Annotated in this window: 16 protein-coding genes; 10 read left to right on the forward strand and 6 right to left on the reverse strand. The window is 33.1% G+C overall.

Annotation, left to right across the window (positions count from 1 at the left end; translation table 11 throughout):
- Positions 1-306: 306 nt before the first annotated feature.
- A complete protein-coding gene (locus AC1DY0_RS03245) occupies positions 307-1,899 on the reverse strand; it encodes a L,D-transpeptidase family protein (protein ID WP_477187237.1) in 1,593 nt (530 codons plus the stop codon).
- Positions 1,900-1,997: 98 nt separating this feature from the next.
- Positions 1,998-2,534, reverse strand: a complete 537-nt coding sequence (locus tag AC1DY0_RS03250; RefSeq protein ID WP_477187238.1) for a porin family protein — start codon at positions 2,532-2,534, stop codon at positions 1,998-2,000.
- A 311-nt stretch (positions 2,535-2,845) separates the two neighbouring features.
- On the opposite strand from AC1DY0_RS03250, the gene AC1DY0_RS03255 reads away from it, so the two are divergent.
- The 9 genes from AC1DY0_RS03255 (at position 2,846) to AC1DY0_RS03295 (ending at position 10,510) form a co-directional block, all read left to right on the forward strand.
- Complete coding sequence (locus AC1DY0_RS03255; protein WP_477187239.1) at positions 2,846-5,305, forward strand: AsmA family protein; 2,460 nt, start codon at positions 2,846-2,848, stop codon at positions 5,303-5,305.
- 14 nt (positions 5,306-5,319) lie between these two features.
- The gene (locus tag AC1DY0_RS03260; protein ID WP_477187240.1) at positions 5,320-5,826 is read left to right on the forward strand and encodes a nuclear transport factor 2 family protein; all 507 of its coding nucleotides are present in this window, start codon (positions 5,320-5,322) and stop codon (positions 5,824-5,826) included.
- 76 nt (positions 5,827-5,902) lie between these two features.
- Positions 5,903-6,577: a tRNA (guanosine(46)-N7)-methyltransferase TrmB gene (gene trmB / locus AC1DY0_RS03265; protein WP_477187241.1), complete on the forward strand. Its 675-nt coding sequence runs from the start codon at positions 5,903-5,905 to the stop codon at positions 6,575-6,577.
- Positions 6,578-6,637: 60 nt separating this feature from the next.
- Complete coding sequence (locus AC1DY0_RS03270; RefSeq protein WP_477187242.1) at positions 6,638-7,273, forward strand: LysE family transporter; 636 nt, start codon at positions 6,638-6,640, stop codon at positions 7,271-7,273.
- 5 nt (positions 7,274-7,278) lie between these two features.
- Positions 7,279-7,611 (forward strand): MGMT family protein, encoded by a 333-nt coding sequence (locus tag AC1DY0_RS03275; protein WP_477187243.1) that lies wholly within the window; start codon positions 7,279-7,281, stop codon positions 7,609-7,611.
- Between the two features lie 283 nt (positions 7,612-7,894).
- Positions 7,895-9,022, forward strand: a complete 1,128-nt coding sequence (locus AC1DY0_RS03280) for an Mrp/NBP35 family ATP-binding protein (protein ID WP_477187244.1) — start codon at positions 7,895-7,897, stop codon at positions 9,020-9,022.
- Positions 9,023-9,133: 111 nt separating this feature from the next.
- On the forward strand, positions 9,134-9,373 hold the full coding sequence (locus AC1DY0_RS03285) for a NifU family protein (RefSeq protein ID WP_477187245.1): 240 nt from the start codon (positions 9,134-9,136) through the stop codon (positions 9,371-9,373).
- Positions 9,374-9,667: 294 nt separating this feature from the next.
- Entirely contained in the window at positions 9,668-10,141 is a 474-nt protein-coding gene (locus tag AC1DY0_RS03290) for a hypothetical protein (protein ID WP_477187246.1), read from the forward strand.
- A gap of 51 nt (positions 10,142-10,192) precedes the next feature.
- Entirely contained in the window at positions 10,193-10,510 is a 318-nt protein-coding gene (locus AC1DY0_RS03295) for a 2Fe-2S iron-sulfur cluster-binding family protein (protein WP_326401187.1), read from the forward strand.
- A 149-nt stretch (positions 10,511-10,659) separates the two neighbouring features.
- Here the strand turns inward: AC1DY0_RS03295 and AC1DY0_RS03300 are convergent, their stop codons facing one another.
- Together AC1DY0_RS03300 and AC1DY0_RS03305 are read right to left on the reverse strand one after the other, a co-directional pair.
- Entirely contained in the window at positions 10,660-11,442 is a 783-nt protein-coding gene (locus AC1DY0_RS03300) for a DUF3050 domain-containing protein (RefSeq protein WP_477187247.1), read from the reverse strand.
- A gap of 93 nt (positions 11,443-11,535) precedes the next feature.
- On the reverse strand, positions 11,536-12,714 hold the full coding sequence (locus AC1DY0_RS03305) for an acyl-CoA dehydrogenase family protein (RefSeq protein ID WP_477187248.1): 1,179 nt from the start codon (positions 12,712-12,714) through the stop codon (positions 11,536-11,538).
- A gap of 425 nt (positions 12,715-13,139) precedes the next feature.
- Between AC1DY0_RS03305 and AC1DY0_RS03310 the strand changes: the two genes are divergently transcribed.
- Positions 13,140-13,526, forward strand: a complete 387-nt coding sequence (locus tag AC1DY0_RS03310) for a hypothetical protein (protein WP_477187249.1) — start codon at positions 13,140-13,142, stop codon at positions 13,524-13,526.
- Positions 13,527-13,688: 162 nt separating this feature from the next.
- Here AC1DY0_RS03310 and AC1DY0_RS03315 read toward each other — a convergent pair whose 3' ends face one another.
- Both AC1DY0_RS03315 and AC1DY0_RS03320 read right to left on the reverse strand, forming a co-directional pair.
- Positions 13,689-15,101 carry a carbohydrate porin gene (locus tag AC1DY0_RS03315; protein WP_477187250.1) on the reverse strand — a complete coding sequence of 471 codons (1,413 nt, stop codon included), beginning with the start codon at positions 15,099-15,101 and terminating at the stop codon, positions 13,689-13,691.
- A 358-nt stretch (positions 15,102-15,459) separates the two neighbouring features.
- Positions 15,460-16,173, reverse strand: a complete 714-nt coding sequence (locus AC1DY0_RS03320) for a tRNA1(Val) (adenine(37)-N6)-methyltransferase (protein ID WP_477187251.1) — start codon at positions 16,171-16,173, stop codon at positions 15,460-15,462.
- Positions 16,174-16,209: the final 36 nt, after the last annotated feature.

Consider the following 16,209-nt stretch of genomic DNA (forward strand, 5'->3'; position numbering starts at 1 on the left):
AGAATAAAATCAAAAAAGCCCGAATCTAAATTGCTTCGGGCTTTTTCATATAGTCTAAATTGAATTTCTAAGATTGAAATAAGCCACGAAGATGTGCTGCACCAATTCCTACTGGTGTGAAGCCTTGTAATGATGATGTGAATACAAACATTGTTCTTCGTTTTTAAAGGGTTAATTATTTTTTCGTGTGCAAAGATTTAAATATATTTTTCTAATATCCTAATTTTTTGTTAAAATAATTTTGAAAGGAGTTGATTTTTGTTTTTAAAGTATTGATTTATTCTTATTTAGAGCAAAATTTAAATTTTATTCCTCAAATAGCATCGTAGCCAGTCTATCGTCTCTTTGGTACACATCGTCATAAAAATGGATTACTCCTTCGTCATCGACCCATGCAGTAAAATAACCAATGTAAACCGGAATTTTGTTTTTTAGGGTGTACCATGATTCTTTGCCTTTGTGCATAGCGGCGTTAATCTTTTCGGGCGTCCAGTTTTTATCACCTTTTAGGATTTCATTTGCCAATTCCACAGGTTTCGCAACTCTGATGCAACCGTGGCTGAAAGCCCTTTTTTCTTCATTAAACAGCCCTTTTGAAGGTGTGTCGTGCAAATAAATAGAGTTTGAATTTGGGAACAAAAATTTCACTAAACCTAATGAGTTCTTTGGTCCGGGTTTTTGTCTAACTGTACCATTGTTCCATTCCATGTTATGTTGGGCAAGATAGTTTGGGTTTTTGGCCATACCGGGTTTGATTTCTTTGGTGATAATACTGGTGGGAACATTCCAATAGGGACTAAAAACGATGTAACGCATATCGGCACTAAAAATCACGGTTTTGTTCATGTCTTTCCCCACAACCACATTGGAGGTTAAAACAGGTTTTCCTTCCTTGAAAAAAGTCAATCGATAGGAGGGAATATTCACTACAATTAATTCTTTGGATTTAGCAACATCGACATCAATCCATCGACAGCGTTCCATATTGACCATAATGGTTTTGATGCGGTTTTCTATTGGGATATTTAATGAAGCTATGGTTTTTGGGGTAATCGTTTGGCTCTCTTTTATGCCATTTCTTTTTTGGTATTTTAGAATTCCAACGGAAAGTGTGTCATCGTATAAATTACTTTTTGAGTCGGTTGAAATGTCTTCCAGTATAAACAGGCGTTGTCTAATTTGAGCAATAGTTTGAGAAGAATCTCCAGGCTTCAAGGAAGTACGACTGGAATCCATTTCTATTGGGTTCCAAGCATTGTTTTTTTGAATCTTTCTGTATTTATGGAGCACTTCTTTAAGACTGTAATACTCATTCAACACTTCCTTACTGTTTTTTTTAAATAAGGAAGGATTGGCAATTATTGAATCCAAATAATTAACGTAGGATTGTTTTTTTCGAGGTAAATACCAACCCAATTCGGCTGTTTTTTTAGCATCCAATCCTTTTAAAACGGTATTGACATAAAAGAAATAAAGAGAAGAAATCAATAATTCATTATCGATAGTGCCACTTTGTTTTTCTGTAGTATTTTGGAAAAGAAGATCTAGTTTTTCTTTGTATGGAATAGTGATTTTAATTCCCTCTTCTTCCATATCATTCAATTTATTATACAGCAAATGACTAACTTCCAGCATGCCTTTGGTGTCAAACCAAACATATTGATAATTCCTTTTTTGATACAATTCGGTTGTTTCTTCTTGGTATTTTTGAAGTTCAGGATATTTAGTAAAGAAAGAACTAACCAAGGTGCTGTCAAATGGAGGCAGACTTTTTACTTTTAAGGAATCTTTAATGGTAATTGCTGGCTTTGGATTTTCATCGGCTGTTTTTTTACAGGAAATAGAAGAAAAGGAGAAGCCAAAAATAAATAGGATAAGCAACAAAATAGATTTTCTCATAAGGGAGTGTTTATTTGAGACAACTATAAATGTACAAAAAAAAATGCCTTAAAGAAATGAACTTTAAGGCAACTTTTAGGTGGTAGGTTGGTATTTTTTTAAAATTGGAAAGCGGCTCCTATTTGAAAAACTTGATTTTTTCCTGAAAGACTAGGATTGTCGAACGTATCATCCAACCCAGAAATATATCTAGCATTTATAGACAATCCAAGAGGTAGGTTAAGAGACGTTCCAAAAGCCCATGAAGGCACAAAACTGTTTACATCAGTGTAGTCAACATTGTCTGAAACTACAAATCCAAATTGTGGTCCTGTTTCAAAACTCAATAATTTAACAACATATATTTTTGCTAAAATAGGCACAGTAAGGTAATCAATTTTCGTGTCTTTTGCATTGTCAAGCTCAAAACCTTCTTGTGAATACTGTACTTCGGGTTGTATGAAAAGTAAACTCTTTACCAATGGAATTTCTTTGTAAACACCAACATAAAGACCTGTTTTGGCATCTGTGTTCCAGCCATTTCCGCTAATATCTGAAATATTGGCTCCTGCTCTAACTCCCCAAGCTTGTGCTGAAGCTGCATTAGATACTAATACTATGAAAGCACTTAACAGTAAAATTTTTAATGATCGCATATTTTTTGTTTTTTAAATTAGTAACTCATTTAATAGAGTTTATTGATCTCAAAAGTAGTATAATTTTTCAATTTTTACATCAATATACTACAAAATTACCTTTAAGTAAGAATTGTAATTTTGACCAATACAGTCTTCAAATAGCTGAATATAATTACAATACAATGTTAAAGTTTTTAAGATATAACGCACCTTTTTGTAATATATTATGTTAACTTTGATTCAGGTCGAGTTATGTTGCAGATTATTCAATTCGAATATTTGAAATCAATAAGGAATGTTTTTTTACATATAATATCTAAATAACTAGTATGAAAGAATTTATAGAAAAAGTGAAAGGTTTTTTTAAAATAAGTACTGTTAGAAAAATTTTGAAAAGAGTAGGTTTTTTTATTATTGGTTTTTTAGGATTGATACTTATTTTCTTTATTGGATTGAGGATTTATTTTATTCAAAATAAAGAGAGTATAATGACCGAGATCAATCAAAAAATCAATGATAATATTTCGGGTCATGCTAGTATTGGAGATGTGGGATACAAATTCTTAATAGGGTTTCCCAACTTTACGGTAGTTTTGAATAAAGTAGAACTGCAGGACAGTTTATACGCGGTACATAAAAGAAGTGTACTAAAAGCAGAGGAAATTGAAGTAAGATTAAATGTGTTGAGTTTGTTGCATAAAAAGGTAGATATTGAAAAAGTAGTTTTGATAGATACTAAAATCGATTTGTTTAAAGATAAAAATGGCGTTTCCAATTCGAATATCTTTAAACCCAAACCCAAAACTAACAAACCCAAAAGCAAAACAGAGACCGAAATAGGAGAAGTTGATTTTAAGAATGTAGTTTTTATTTCCCAAAATTTACAAAGAAATAAATTGTTCCACTTTGAGGTGAATTCTTTAAAATGTAAAATAAATTATACTGATGACGGTTGGGAAACCGATTTGTCTTTGGATGTTTTTGCCAAGAGTATGGCATTCAATACCAAACACGGAAGTTTTATAAAAGACAAAAGAGTAAAAGGAAAACTAGCGGTTCAATTTTCTAAGGCGAAAAATAAAATTGACGTAGTTGCTGAAGGGCTTGGGATTGGCGACGATGATTTTGATATCAAAGCGAGTTTTGGTCTAGAAAAAGAACATCCAATAATGAATATTAACATCAAAACAAAGATTTTATGGCTGAACGCAGCTCATTTGCTGGATCCGCATTTGTTTAAAATTCTGAATCATTTTAATATAACCAAACCTCTCGATGCTCAATGCAGTATTATTGGCGACATGAATGCCGAAGGAGATCCAGAAATTATTGTGGATGCCCAAATCAAGGATAATGTCTTGGTTTCTTCAGAAGGGGAAACCAAAGATTGCAGTTTTGAAGGACGATATATCAATAATTTCAAGAACGGTTTAGGGAATAATGACATCAACTCGGCTGTTATCATTAAAAATTTCACAGGAAACTACAAGGGAATTCCAGTAGTTATTCCTAATGCAGCAATTAATAATTTAGAAAAACCGATTGCAACGGGAGACTTGCATTCTAAGTTTGATGTCGAGAAATTGGGAAATGTTTTTGGTGATGAATTTATAAAGTTTAATGGAGGAACGGCCAATGTGGATTTTAAATTCAATGTCAATATTGTGGACTTACGAATTTCGAAACCTCGTTTTACAGGAAAAGTAAATATAGAAAAGGCAAACATGATTTTAAAGTCTAAAAACGTAACTTTTCAAACTAATATTCTTCTTGATTTTACTGATGAGGCATTATTTATTAGAAATATTAAATACCAAAGAGATAAAAATATTTTTTTCTTAGATGGGAAAATAGACAATTTTCTTAATCTCTATTACGATGATCCCGCTAAAATGGTGGCTGTCTTGAATATCAACAGCCCTTTTATGGATGTGAAAAAATTAATGAGTGTTTTAGCCTATAGTGAAAAAAAGAAGGAAGTAAAAAAAGTAACCACCAAAGCAGATATTAAAAAACGAATAACACTTGTTGAAAAATGTCAAATAGTTTTAAATTTGAATCTTGACAAGATGGTGTATTCTAACTTGGCGGCCAAGAATGCCAAAATTATTATTGTAGCCAAGAATAGACAATTTTTTATCAAACAAGGAGCAATTGAAACTTGCGGAGGGAAAATTACATTTGCTTCTCAATTAATTCCAAACGGTAATTTATTTGATGTAAAAACAAATGTAAATATTGCAACGGTTAATATTCCTCAATTTTTAACATCTTTCAAAAATTTCGGAATTACATCCTTTCAGCCTAATGATATAAAAGGAAATCTTTCGGCAACGGCTGACATGTCGCTAAAAATGACTCAAAATGGAGATTTGGTTGACGATTCGGCTAAAGGAAATTTGTATTATGATATCAAAAAAGGGGAACTGAACAATTTTAAGCCAATAATAAAAATTGGCAAGTTTGCTTTTCCAAACAGAGATGTAAAACATATTGTTTTTAATGATTTGTCAGGACGATTGAATATGAGCGGTAGCTTTGTAAATGTTGATTATTTTAAAGTGAGTTCAAATGTGCTGAATTTTGATGTTGAGGGTATTTATTCATTTAAGAAAGGAACTAATTTAGGGTTGACGATTCCGTTAAGAAATCCAGAGGATGATTATAAAATAAAAGACCCAAGAGAAAGAGAAGCCAAACGATACAAAGGAATAGTGTTGCATTTGTTGGTTGTGGACGGGAAAAATGGTGAAATGAAAATTAAAATGGGAAGTCTTCCAAAGAAATAATATAAAAGTAAAATATGAGAGCACTCTTTTTAAGTTTAGCAGTATTGATATTAGTTAGTTTTGATTCTTTGCAGTATAAAGAATCCGATGAAAAAGAACAGGTTAATAGAACACTTGATGCCTGGCATAAAGCGGCGGCCGAAGCCAATTTCAAAGCCTATTTTGGAATGATGACAGAAGACGCCATTTTTATTGGAACAGATCCAACCGAAAATTGGGATTTGAAAGCGTTTCAAGCATTTGCAAAACCTTATTTCGACAGAGGTAAAGCTTGGAGTTTTAAAGCTATTGAACGTCATATTTACTTTGATAAATCAGGTAAACTAGCTTGGTTTGATGAACTGTTGAATACTCAAATGAAAATTTGTAGAGGTTCAGGAGTTTTAGTAAAAATAGGTAAAGAATGGAAAGTTAAACACTATGTTTTGTCGATGACTGTTCCAAATGACAATACAGATGAGGTTGTCAAAATTATTGCTCCAATTGAAGATGCTTTGATACAAAAGATGCAATCCAAATGATAATTTTTGATTTTTTCTATACTTAAGCTTTCATTCTTATATAATTCCTTAATTTTGCCGAAATAGTAATTATATCGTGGGAAGTAAAAATAAATTAAAAAGGTTCAAGGAAAACGAAACATTCAACAATGTTTTTCAACCAACAAGAGAGGAAGTAGTGGGGAATTTATTTCCGCTAAGAGGGAAATGGAATTCGGATTTTTTTAAAAATGAAAATCCATTAGTACTTGAATTAGGTTGTGGCAAAGGAGAATATTCGGTTGGATTGGCCGAGAGATATCCCAATAAAAACTTCGTAGGAATTGATATCAAAGGAGCTCGCTTTTGGCGTGGTGCAAAAACTGCTGTTGAGACAGGATTGCATAATGTGGCTTTTATTCGAACTCAAATCGAATTAATCAATCATATTTTTGCCGAAAATGAAGTAGATGAAATATGGATTACTTTTCCAGATCCCCAAATAAAATACAAAAGAACGAAGCATAGAATGACGAATTCAGAATTCCTGCAATTATATAAGAAAATTTTGAAGAAAGAAGGAGTTGTTAACCTTAAAACCGATAGTGAGTTCATGCATGGCTATACATTAGGATTGCTTCATGGTGAAGGTCATGAGGTTTTATATGCTAATCATAACGTGTACGTAAATGAAGGAAGCCCTGAAGAAGTTACTGCTTTTCAGACATTTTACGAGAAACAATATTTGGAAATTAACAAAGCAATTACGTATATTCGTTTTAAAATCAAATAGTTTTCAAAGATGGTTTTCAGTTTGTAAGCTGAGACTGCAAACTGAAACTGCAAACTAAGTATGACTCTATTATTGCCTTTTTTTCTCGGATTTATTGTAGCTGCAATAGGAATTACACCTCCAGGTTTGATTAATATGACTGCCGCAAAAGTAAGTTTGAAAGACGGTAGAAATGAGGCCATTTCTTTTGCTATAGGCGCTACAGTAATTGTTTTTTTTCAGACATTTTTAGCTTTATTGTTTGCTAATTTCATCAATAGTCATCCTGATATAATCAACCGTCTTCAAGAAATTGGACTGTTTATATTTATTGCGCTAACCATTTATTTTTTTTGGAAAGCAAAAAAACCAAAATTGTCTAAGTCGGAAACCAAGGTTCGCAGTAAGACGAATCGTTTCTTTTTAGGTATGTTGTTGTCGGCTCTGAATTTATTCCCCATTCCGTATTATGTTTTTGTGTCGATTACGCTTTCCACTTATGGGTATTTTTATTTTTTAGAATCTTTTATTTACGCTTTTGTGGGAGGAGTGGTTGCTGGTTCTTTCTTGGTTTTTTATCTTTATATAGTATACTTCAAAAAAAGAGAAGCAAAATCCTCTTTTTTAATCAATAATGGAAATTATATTATTGGCGCCATTACGGGATTGGTTTCTATAATTACACTTTTCAAACTCATTAAAGGATATTTTGGATAAAAAAAATGGAAACAACAAACGACAATTTTTTTGAAAGAGTTTACGCTGTCGTTAGACAAATTCCATATGGAAAAGTAACATCCTATGGTGCAATTGCCAAAGTTTTAGGGGCTGCACGTTCTGCCAGAATGGTAGGTTGGGCAATGAATGCTGCCCACAACCTTGAAGATGTTCCCGCGCATCGAGTCGTTAATAGAAAAGGATTGCTAACAGGAAAACACCATTTTGACGGGACCAACCTGATGCAACAATTACTGGAAAGTGAAGGTATTGTTGTTGAGGATAATCAAATCATGAATTTAGAGTCTGTTTTTTGGGAGCCAGAAATGAAGGTCTGATTCGTTTATTAACTTATTTGTAGTCCTGGGTTTTAAAGAACTTTGTGACTGTAAAAATGACTACTGTTATTATAGATGTTATTATGTAGCACTATCAATAAATCCAATCCAAATCCTTTATAATAAGAACATAATCCGTTATCTTTGCAATCTAAAATTAGTTTAAATAAAGACAGCTTTTAGAGGTGTTTTAAGCTAAAAATCTTTAATAGTGAAATCATCTGATTCAAATTAAAATCAATTTTAGGTGATTGAATGTTCCAAATAAAAATAATAATTACGCATGAAATTAGATAGAAAAGATATTCTTAAGGCATTAGAAACAATAACTATTGCTGGTGAAGGTAAAAATATGGTGGAAAGTGGTGCCATTGCAAACGTGGTTACTTTTGGAGATGAAGTGGTTGTGGACTTGTTATTGCATACACCAGCGATGCATATCAAGAAAAGAGCTGAGGATGATATTAGAAAAACGATACATGAGTTAGTCTCGCCAGATGCCAAAATTAAAGTTAACATAAAAGTAGAAGTTCCGGAAAAGAATGAAATCAAAGGAAAGGCTATTCCGGGTATAAAAAATATTATTGCTGTAGCTTCAGGAAAAGGAGGTGTAGGAAAATCTACTGTTACGGCAAATTTAGCAGTAACATTAGCCAAAATGGGATTTGCAGTAGGAATATTGGACGCTGATATTTACGGTCCATCTATGCCTATCATGTTTGATGTTGAAAATGAAAAGCCAATTTCTGTTGAAGTTGATGGGAAATCGAAGATGAAACCAGTAGAAAGTTATGGAGTAAAAATACTTTCTATCGGATTCTTTACTTCACCAAGTCAAGCTGTAATCTGGAGAGGTCCAATGGCTTCTAAAGCGTTAAATCAAATGATTTTTGATGCCAATTGGGGAGAATTAGACTTTATGTTGATTGATTTGCCTCCTGGAACAGGCGATATTCATTTGTCAATTATGCAATCACTACCTGTTACAGGTGCTGTTGTGGTAAGTACTCCACAAGCTGTTGCACTGGCAGATGCTAAGAAAGGTGTTTCTATGTTTTTATCAGAAGCGATAAATGTACCAGTTTTGGGAATTGTAGAAAACATGGCCTATTTTACTCCAGAAGAATTGCCTAACAATAAATACTATATCTTTGGAAAAGAAGGAGCTAAAGAGCTTGCAGAAGATTTAGGAGTTGCTTTTCTGGGAGAAGTACCAATCGTACAGTCTATTCGCGAAGCGGGTGATTATGGTCGTCCAGCAGCATTACAAACTGGTTCTATTATTGAAAATGTTTTTGACGAGATAACTCGAAACGTAGTTACTGAAGTAGTCAATAGAAATGAAAATTTGGAACCTACTGAAGCTATCAAAATTACTACAATGGCCGGATGTTCGGCTGTTAAAAAATAAGAAGCCGATTTTTTTTGAATAGCAATTCAAATAGGATAAACTAAGAATTACTAATGCGTGATTCCTTCCTAAAATATTGATTGGCCGAAAAAGAACAATAGATATCAACTTATGAAAACAGAAGAATTAACAAATAATGTTTTAAGAGCGCTAGACGAAATCAGACCTTTTCTGAATTCAGATGGTGGAGACATTACGCTTATTTCAATTGATGAAGGAAAACACGTAAAAGTACGCCTTGAAGGGGCATGTACAAGTTGTAGTGTAAACCAAATGACGTTAAGAGCTGGAGTGGAGACTACCATTAAAAAGTATGCTCCTCAAATAGAAACGGTTGTTAATATTATTTAAGGCGCTGAAAAATAGATTAATATTTGTTTTTATTAATTTTTAGAATAACTCTTTAATGAAAAAAAACCAAGTATAAAATGACAAAAATCATATTGACTCTTGTTAAATAGATGTCTCATACTTGTTAAAAATCAATAAAAAGGTTTTTTTAAAAGATTATTAATAGCAAATTACCAATAAAACCACTGTTTTTTTTGTTATACACAAAAAACAATGTGAATAATTCAATATTTTTTTCTTTGAAAATTCAAATAAAAATTTACATTTGTAGCACTAACCTATAAAATTTGAATTATGAAAAAGCAGTACTTATTAATTATTCTATTTTTGTGTTTTTCTAAAAATTATGGACAGGAACCGATTCAAGAGGCATATGTATCAAAAACGTATGTAAATGTTGATGAAGAATGGAGTGAATTAAATTTTAGTTCCATGGTTGATGTGTCATCAAATAGACAAGGACAATTAAAGATAGCCAATGCTGAATTTTTGACTGAACTAAGTGGAGGCAAGGCTAAAATGTTGGATAAAAGTGCATACATTACAGCAGTTTTGGACGCACAAATATTGACTAAAACTAAAACGGAAAAAAATGGTTTACTAAATTTGACGTATGAGGGAAAGTTAGTGTTTAAAACCTTTGAAGGTTCATATGCACCACCTGTGAAAATTACTTTCATAGTGAATCAGGCTGATGTGGTTGGCTTAAAAATTCATAATAACGAGAACAATAAAGATTACGCATTAAATCTTACAATAAAAGATTAAAATCGAAGTTTAAACAACTCCGATTTTTTAATAAAAAAGTTAAATTATATAATGGACGTTTTAATAAAAATTAAAGATAGAGAAGGAGTTGTTCATGAATTACAGGCCCCAACAGATATGGCGATGAACATAATGGAATTATGCAAAGCCTATGAGCTTCCAGTTGAGGGAACTTGCGGAGGAATGGCGATGTGTGCTTCTTGTCAATGTTATGTTCTTAATGATATTCCGTTGCCGGATATGGGTGATGATGAGGAAGCTATGTTATCTGAAGCTTTTTACGTAAAATCAAACAGTCGTTTGGGTTGCCAAATTCCTATTACAGAAAGTCTTGAAGGATTAGAGTTGGAATTGGCTCCAGAAAATTAAGGAAGTATTTTACTAACTATATAAATTAAAAAAAACTGTCTTCGAAAATTATTTTTGGAAGACAGTTTTTTTGTTTATATAATTGCGAATTATTAAGCAGGAAGAATTTTTACAAATCTATTAAGAATGCAAAATTCTATTTTATTGTATTAAACCATTTCGGTTTTTAGGATAATTTGTTCTTCGATAGCATCCCAAAGACCTATTCTTTTTTCTAAAGCCAAAATCGAAATCGCTTCAACTTCTGACCATTTTTTTGGATCTTCGCCGCAAAGTTCGGTAACCATTGTCATTGCCATAGGGCCATGCTCATCAGCATCCAATTCGATATGTCTTTCAAAGTAATAAAGTAATTTGCTTAGGTCATTATCAGGGAATTTGGACTGAAAATTTTTCAAAATTTCTGTAAACATCTTTGGAATTAAATCTTCTCGTCCAAACGTAAATGCGGCGGCTATTTTGTGTGGCTTTCCTTCTTCAATAACTCTAAATGTAAAATCAAGAAACTCTTTTATATTTGGATGTAAATCGCTTTTTTTGATGGCAACAAATATATTGTGAAGTGAGTTTACTTCGTCTAAAAAAGCCTCAATACCAGTTGTTTTGGCGCCGCAATCTTGCATTGCCTCTATATACATTTCAAAATGACTTAAACGTCGACCGTCAATACTTAAATCACTTTCTTCTGCCAGTACAATTTCATTAATTAAATATCTGGTTTCAGGATGTGGTGTGGCAAACCAAGGCGTTGAAGTACATGTTAATTTGTTTTGCAAAGCTTTTAACAAAGACATAAAATCCCAAACTGCATATACGTGATTTTCTAAGAATTGATTTAAATCTTCAAGAGTATTTATTTTTTGATATAAAGAATGGTTTAATAGTTGTTGTTTTTGGGTTTGAATGCCTGAATTGATTGTTGCAATATTCATTAGTTTTCTTTTTTTGTGTAAAATTAGAAAAGCTTCTTGTTACCAAGAAGCTTTGACTATCAATTTTATAAATACTTTAATAGTTGTTTAGTGCTATTTGAAAGCAGGAATTCCAGTAACGTCCATTCCTGTAATCAATAAATGAATGTCATGTGTACCTTCGTATGTAATTACGGACTCTAAGTTCATCATATGACGCATGATGGAATATTCTCCGGTAATTCCCATTCCCCCTAGTATTTGTCTGGCTTCACGTGCAATATGGAGTGCCATATCCACATTATTTCTTTTAGCCATTGAAATTTGGGCAGTTGTTGCTCTTCCTTCATTTCTTAGGACTCCAAGTCTCCAAGTTAGTAATTGAGCTTTGGTGATTTCGGTAATCATTTCTGCCAATTTTTTTTGCTGCAATTGAGTTCCTGCAATAGGCTTGTCAAACTGAATTCTTTCTTTAGCATAACGCAAAGCAGTATCATAACAGTCCATTGCAGCGCCAATAGCTCCCCATGCAATTCCATAACGAGCTGAGTCTAAGCAGCCTAATGGTGCTCCTAATCCAGATTTATTTGGCAATAAATTCTCTTTAGGTACTTTTACATTGTCAAATATCAATTCACCAGTAGATGAAGCTCGAAGCGACCATTTGTTATGCGTTTCTGGAGTTGTAAAGCCTTCCATTCCACGTTCTACGATTAATCCGTGTATTCTTCCTTGTTCATTTTTTGCCCAAACGATGGCAATATCTGCGAAAGGAGCATTTGAAATCCACATTTTGGCACCATTCAAAAGATAGTGGTCTCCCATATCTTTAAAATTAGTAATCATGCTTCCTGGATCCGAACCATGGTTGGGTTCAGTCAAACCAAAACACCCCATGAATTCTCCAGTGGCTAGTTTTGGTAAATATTTCATTCTTTGTTCTTCGTTTCCGTATTTCCAAATAGGATACATTACCAATGATGATTGTACTGACGAAGTAGAGCGAACCCCTGAATCACCACGTTCAATTTCTTGCATAATTAATCCGTAAGAGATTTGGTCTAATCCTGCTCCACCATATTCTGCAGGGATATAAGGTCCAAAACCACCTATTTCACCTAGTCCTTTTATAATTTGTTTAGGAAATTCAGCTTTTTGAGCGTATTCTTCTATAATGGGAGAAACTTCGCGTTTTACCCAAGCACGGGCGGAATCACGAACAAGTTTGTGTTCCTCACTTAATAAATCATCTAGATTGTAATAATCTGGGGCTTGAAATAAATCGGGTCTCATAATATAACTGTTTTATTGATACAAATCTACATAAAGAAATATAACAAAACTAAAATAAATTGTTATAAAAATAAATTTAAAAGAAGAGTAATTTCATAATGTAAATATACGGCAATGTATTTGAAAGCATTTCAAAATGATACAATTATTGGTAGTCAAACAACTGGAGTTGATGAAGAAAATAATAGTTTGAAATAACTAAAGAATTTCAAACATTATTTCAGTGATAAAGTGTTTTTATTTTTTAAAAAAAGTAATATAATACATAATATTGTTGCTTATGTATAAGTATAACAGATGGTTATGTTGTGGTGAGAAAGTAAAGATTAAGTATTGGATGGAGCTTTACAATTTTGTAATATTGCTAAATAAACGGATAGATATTTATCCTTTATTTTTCCCTCAAATTAACCCAAATCAAAATTATGAAAAAGAAAATTGTACTTATTTTATTTCTAGTAGTAGGAGCAATAGGGTATTCGCAAACCTTAGATTRTAGTAAATTAAAAAACATAAAAGCGTATAACCCAGATTATCCTACTAGGACTTTCGTTATAAAGGGAGCGACCCAAGAAAGTTATGATAAAGGAGCACTTCAGTTGGTTTGGAATGTTAAGTGGACAACCGACTGTGAATATGAAGTTACTTGTGTAAAAAAACTTGGTGAATCTCAGATGGAGGTAGGTGATCGAATTATTATGACAATTGTGAGTATTGACGGTGATTGTTTTACCGTTAAAAGAACCTTTTTTGCTAAAAATTTTCCAGAAGGAGATGTTGATCCAGGAAGCACATATTGTTTAGCAAAATAGTAGATAGAGTCATCTAATAAATGTTTGCTGTTGAGGATGGTCTTTTTGTATCTAAATGTAATCCATCCAAATATTTTCAGCGAAGATCAGTTTGCTTGATATAAGGTATAAGCCCTAGTATTGTTGTGATTTTTTGAATCTCAATATACTAGGGTTTGTTTTTTACCAGATCCACCATTCGACCTTTCCGCCTATATATTGTCCCCAATTTTTGATGCCACTTTGAGCGAGATAGGGCGAATAGAGATTGTTGGAGGCAAATTTGTTATAGTGTGCCACACTATAAACAAACCGAAAATGAGGTCTAGACCAAACACTTCGCTCAGATGTTGGGACTAATGTTGGAGCAATTGTAAATTTTGTCATTTGGGCAAAATCCTGTGTACCATCCTTTCGCCAGGCCAGATCAACTTCATGGAGCAAATGCAGCCAGTTTTTGATATACCAAGTACCTCTTGCCCCAAAAGCAATATCCTGTTTTCTGTTGAACAATATTTGTTTGCCCAGATAATCTGTTGTGGTGTTTAGACTGTCACTCGCTCCTCTGCTTTTGGTATAAATTGCGTATCCATTCAGGGAGTAATTTTTGTTGAGATTTAATAAAAAAGTTTCGGTAAGGGCTAGTGAATAGGCTTTCCTAAAACTATTAGTTTCCAGATTAGGGCCTCCATAGGTGACATAAGTTTTACTACTACCTCCATCACCTCCGTTGGCAATTCCTGCGCCATAACGGGCACTTATCGCGTTAAAGGAGCCAGGTAGTTTTGATGTAATGTTTTTATAATATTTGGCACCCAATACATAACCAATATCAGCTGGGTAATTGTATTTTGTCGTTTCATCTTGACTAGTTCCTGAAGGAAGCCTTTGAAATTCACCAAGTAATTTCACATAACCTTTCTTAGTTATAAGGGAGTGCTCTAGAATGGTGACATACCTGTTGCGTAAACCTAAGGAGGGTGTCCCGTTTACAATGTTAAGATAGAAATTGGGAGGTAACGTCGATGTAGTGTCAATTGAACCTGTAAAAATAACAGAAACTTGAGTGTTTTTGTATTTTATACCAACACCTTGCCCTGAATGATCGTCAAAATAATAATGGTCAATAATATGTATGTCATCTCCACGGAATAATCTCGCTCCTAACCATACACTCCAATTACTGCCCATTATATTATTGGCTTCGGCAAATAATTCGGGTAGAGCTGTTGTGATTCCTCCAATAGATTTATTGGATACATTGCCTATTAATTGGCCCTGAGTTGTGTAAAAAGCAAAACGTGCCTGAACATTGATTTGTGTAGTGTCTTTACTGGCGATAGTGGGTGTAAAGTGCATTGCAGTTGCCAACTCAAAATAATCGTTTTCCTCAAATCTTCCTCCAATAGACCCCATTCCATTTAAATTAAGGGATTGTGGAAATTCACTGTTTGGTGTTCCAAGGCTATAAGCTATTCCTGCTCGTCCGTAGCTTCCAATTGAAAATTTTTTGTTGGAAATAGTTGGAGCTGGAGTTTGACAAAATAATTTTAGTGACAATAAAAAAAAAGTTAGGAGAAATAAATGTTTTTTCATTCGGTTCTATTTTTAAGATGACTTTGAGCTACTTTTTAAAAATTGATATTTTGCTATAATGGTCGCTAAACCTTTTCTGAAATTGTTTTTATGGGTAATATAATGACAGTTTGAAATTCTTGATTTATCTCATTCTAATCAAATTTATGAATTTTTTTGTAATAAAAATTAACATTTAATTGTAAAGGATTGATGCTGAAAATTAATTTTCATTAAAGAGACTAGAGTAATTTATGATACAGTATTACGCAAAAAGATATTTCTCAAAGAAAAAATGCCTAGGGTGCTGTCACGGTAAATTAGATAAGAGTAATATTCTGGAAAGAGAAATGAGGATTTGAAAAAAAAGAAGAATGTACTACATTTTCAAATAAAAGTCTTTTGTCAATTCGATGTATTCGGGAGTATAGATATGTCTGCCTGTTTCGATAATTAATTCATCTTTCAAAACGGTATCACTTTCATTTCGGCTGAAAGCCAATAAGCTGCGTTTTATATCAGAGGTTGGATTGCCTTTAACTCTAGTGATTTTAAAGGGGTGTAATTCATATTCTTTGGCAATAGCCACAAAACTTTCTTCTTCTTTAAAAGGAATAATGACGCTAAAGATTCCATTTTCCGAAAGCAATAATGCGGCAACTTCAATTAAATCTTCAAAAGGCAAAGCGTCGGCGAAACGAGCCAAATCACGTTGGTGGTTGTCTGTTTTGTAATCTTCTGTATAAAAGGGAGGATTGGAAACGATTAAGTCATATTCGTCTTCAGGTTCTTCTACAAATTCATCCACTCCGGCATGAAAGCAAAATAAACGATCGCCCCAAGGTGAATTTTCAAAATTGTCTACGGCTTGTTCATAAGCATCTTCGTCAATTTCCAGTGCGTCAATTTGCTCGGCATGGCTCCTTTGTGCCAGCATCAAAGCTATAATTCCAGTCCCGGTTCCAATGTCTAAAATGCTGAAAGGATTATTTTCAATAGGAGTCCAGGCTCCAAGCAAAACACCATCGGTACCAATTTTCATTGCACAACGATCTTGTTCCAGTGAAAATTGTTTAAATTGGAATTTAGACATAAAGATTCTAGATTTTTTAGATTAACCGAATTAACA

It is taken from the genome of Flavobacterium sp. P1_E4 (assembly GCF_056405915.1).

Excerpts from the sequence above, each read along its gene's own strand:
- AC1DY0_RS03245 (WP_477187237.1), bottom strand. The coding sequence starts at position 1,899 with ATGAGAAAATCTATTTTGTTGCTTATCCTATTTATTTTTGGCTTCTCC.
- AC1DY0_RS03250 (WP_477187238.1), bottom strand. The coding sequence starts at position 2,534 with ATGCGATCATTAAAAATTTTACTGTTAAGTGCTTTCATAGTATTAGTA.
- AC1DY0_RS03255 (WP_477187239.1), top strand. The coding sequence starts at position 2,846 with ATGAAAGAATTTATAGAAAAAGTGAAAGGTTTTTTTAAAATAAGTACT.
- AC1DY0_RS03260 (WP_477187240.1), top strand. The coding sequence starts at position 5,320 with ATGAGAGCACTCTTTTTAAGTTTAGCAGTATTGATATTAGTTAGTTTT.
- AC1DY0_RS03270 (WP_477187242.1), top strand. The coding sequence starts at position 6,638 with ATGACTCTATTATTGCCTTTTTTTCTCGGATTTATTGTAGCTGCAATA.
- AC1DY0_RS03275 (WP_477187243.1), top strand. The coding sequence starts at position 7,279 with ATGGAAACAACAAACGACAATTTTTTTGAAAGAGTTTACGCTGTCGTT.
- AC1DY0_RS03280 (WP_477187244.1), top strand. The coding sequence starts at position 7,895 with ATGAAATTAGATAGAAAAGATATTCTTAAGGCATTAGAAACAATAACT.
- AC1DY0_RS03285 (WP_477187245.1), top strand. The coding sequence starts at position 9,134 with ATGAAAACAGAAGAATTAACAAATAATGTTTTAAGAGCGCTAGACGAA.
- AC1DY0_RS03290 (WP_477187246.1), top strand. The coding sequence starts at position 9,668 with ATGAAAAAGCAGTACTTATTAATTATTCTATTTTTGTGTTTTTCTAAA.
- AC1DY0_RS03295 (WP_326401187.1), top strand. The coding sequence starts at position 10,193 with ATGGACGTTTTAATAAAAATTAAAGATAGAGAAGGAGTTGTTCATGAA.
- AC1DY0_RS03300 (WP_477187247.1), bottom strand. The coding sequence starts at position 11,442 with ATGAATATTGCAACAATCAATTCAGGCATTCAAACCCAAAAACAACAA.
- AC1DY0_RS03305 (WP_477187248.1), bottom strand. The coding sequence starts at position 12,714 with ATGAGACCCGATTTATTTCAAGCCCCAGATTATTACAATCTAGATGAT.
- AC1DY0_RS03315 (WP_477187250.1), bottom strand. The coding sequence starts at position 15,101 with ATGAAAAAACATTTATTTCTCCTAACTTTTTTTTTATTGTCACTAAAA.
- AC1DY0_RS03320 (WP_477187251.1), bottom strand. The coding sequence starts at position 16,173 with ATGTCTAAATTCCAATTTAAACAATTTTCACTGGAACAAGATCGTTGT.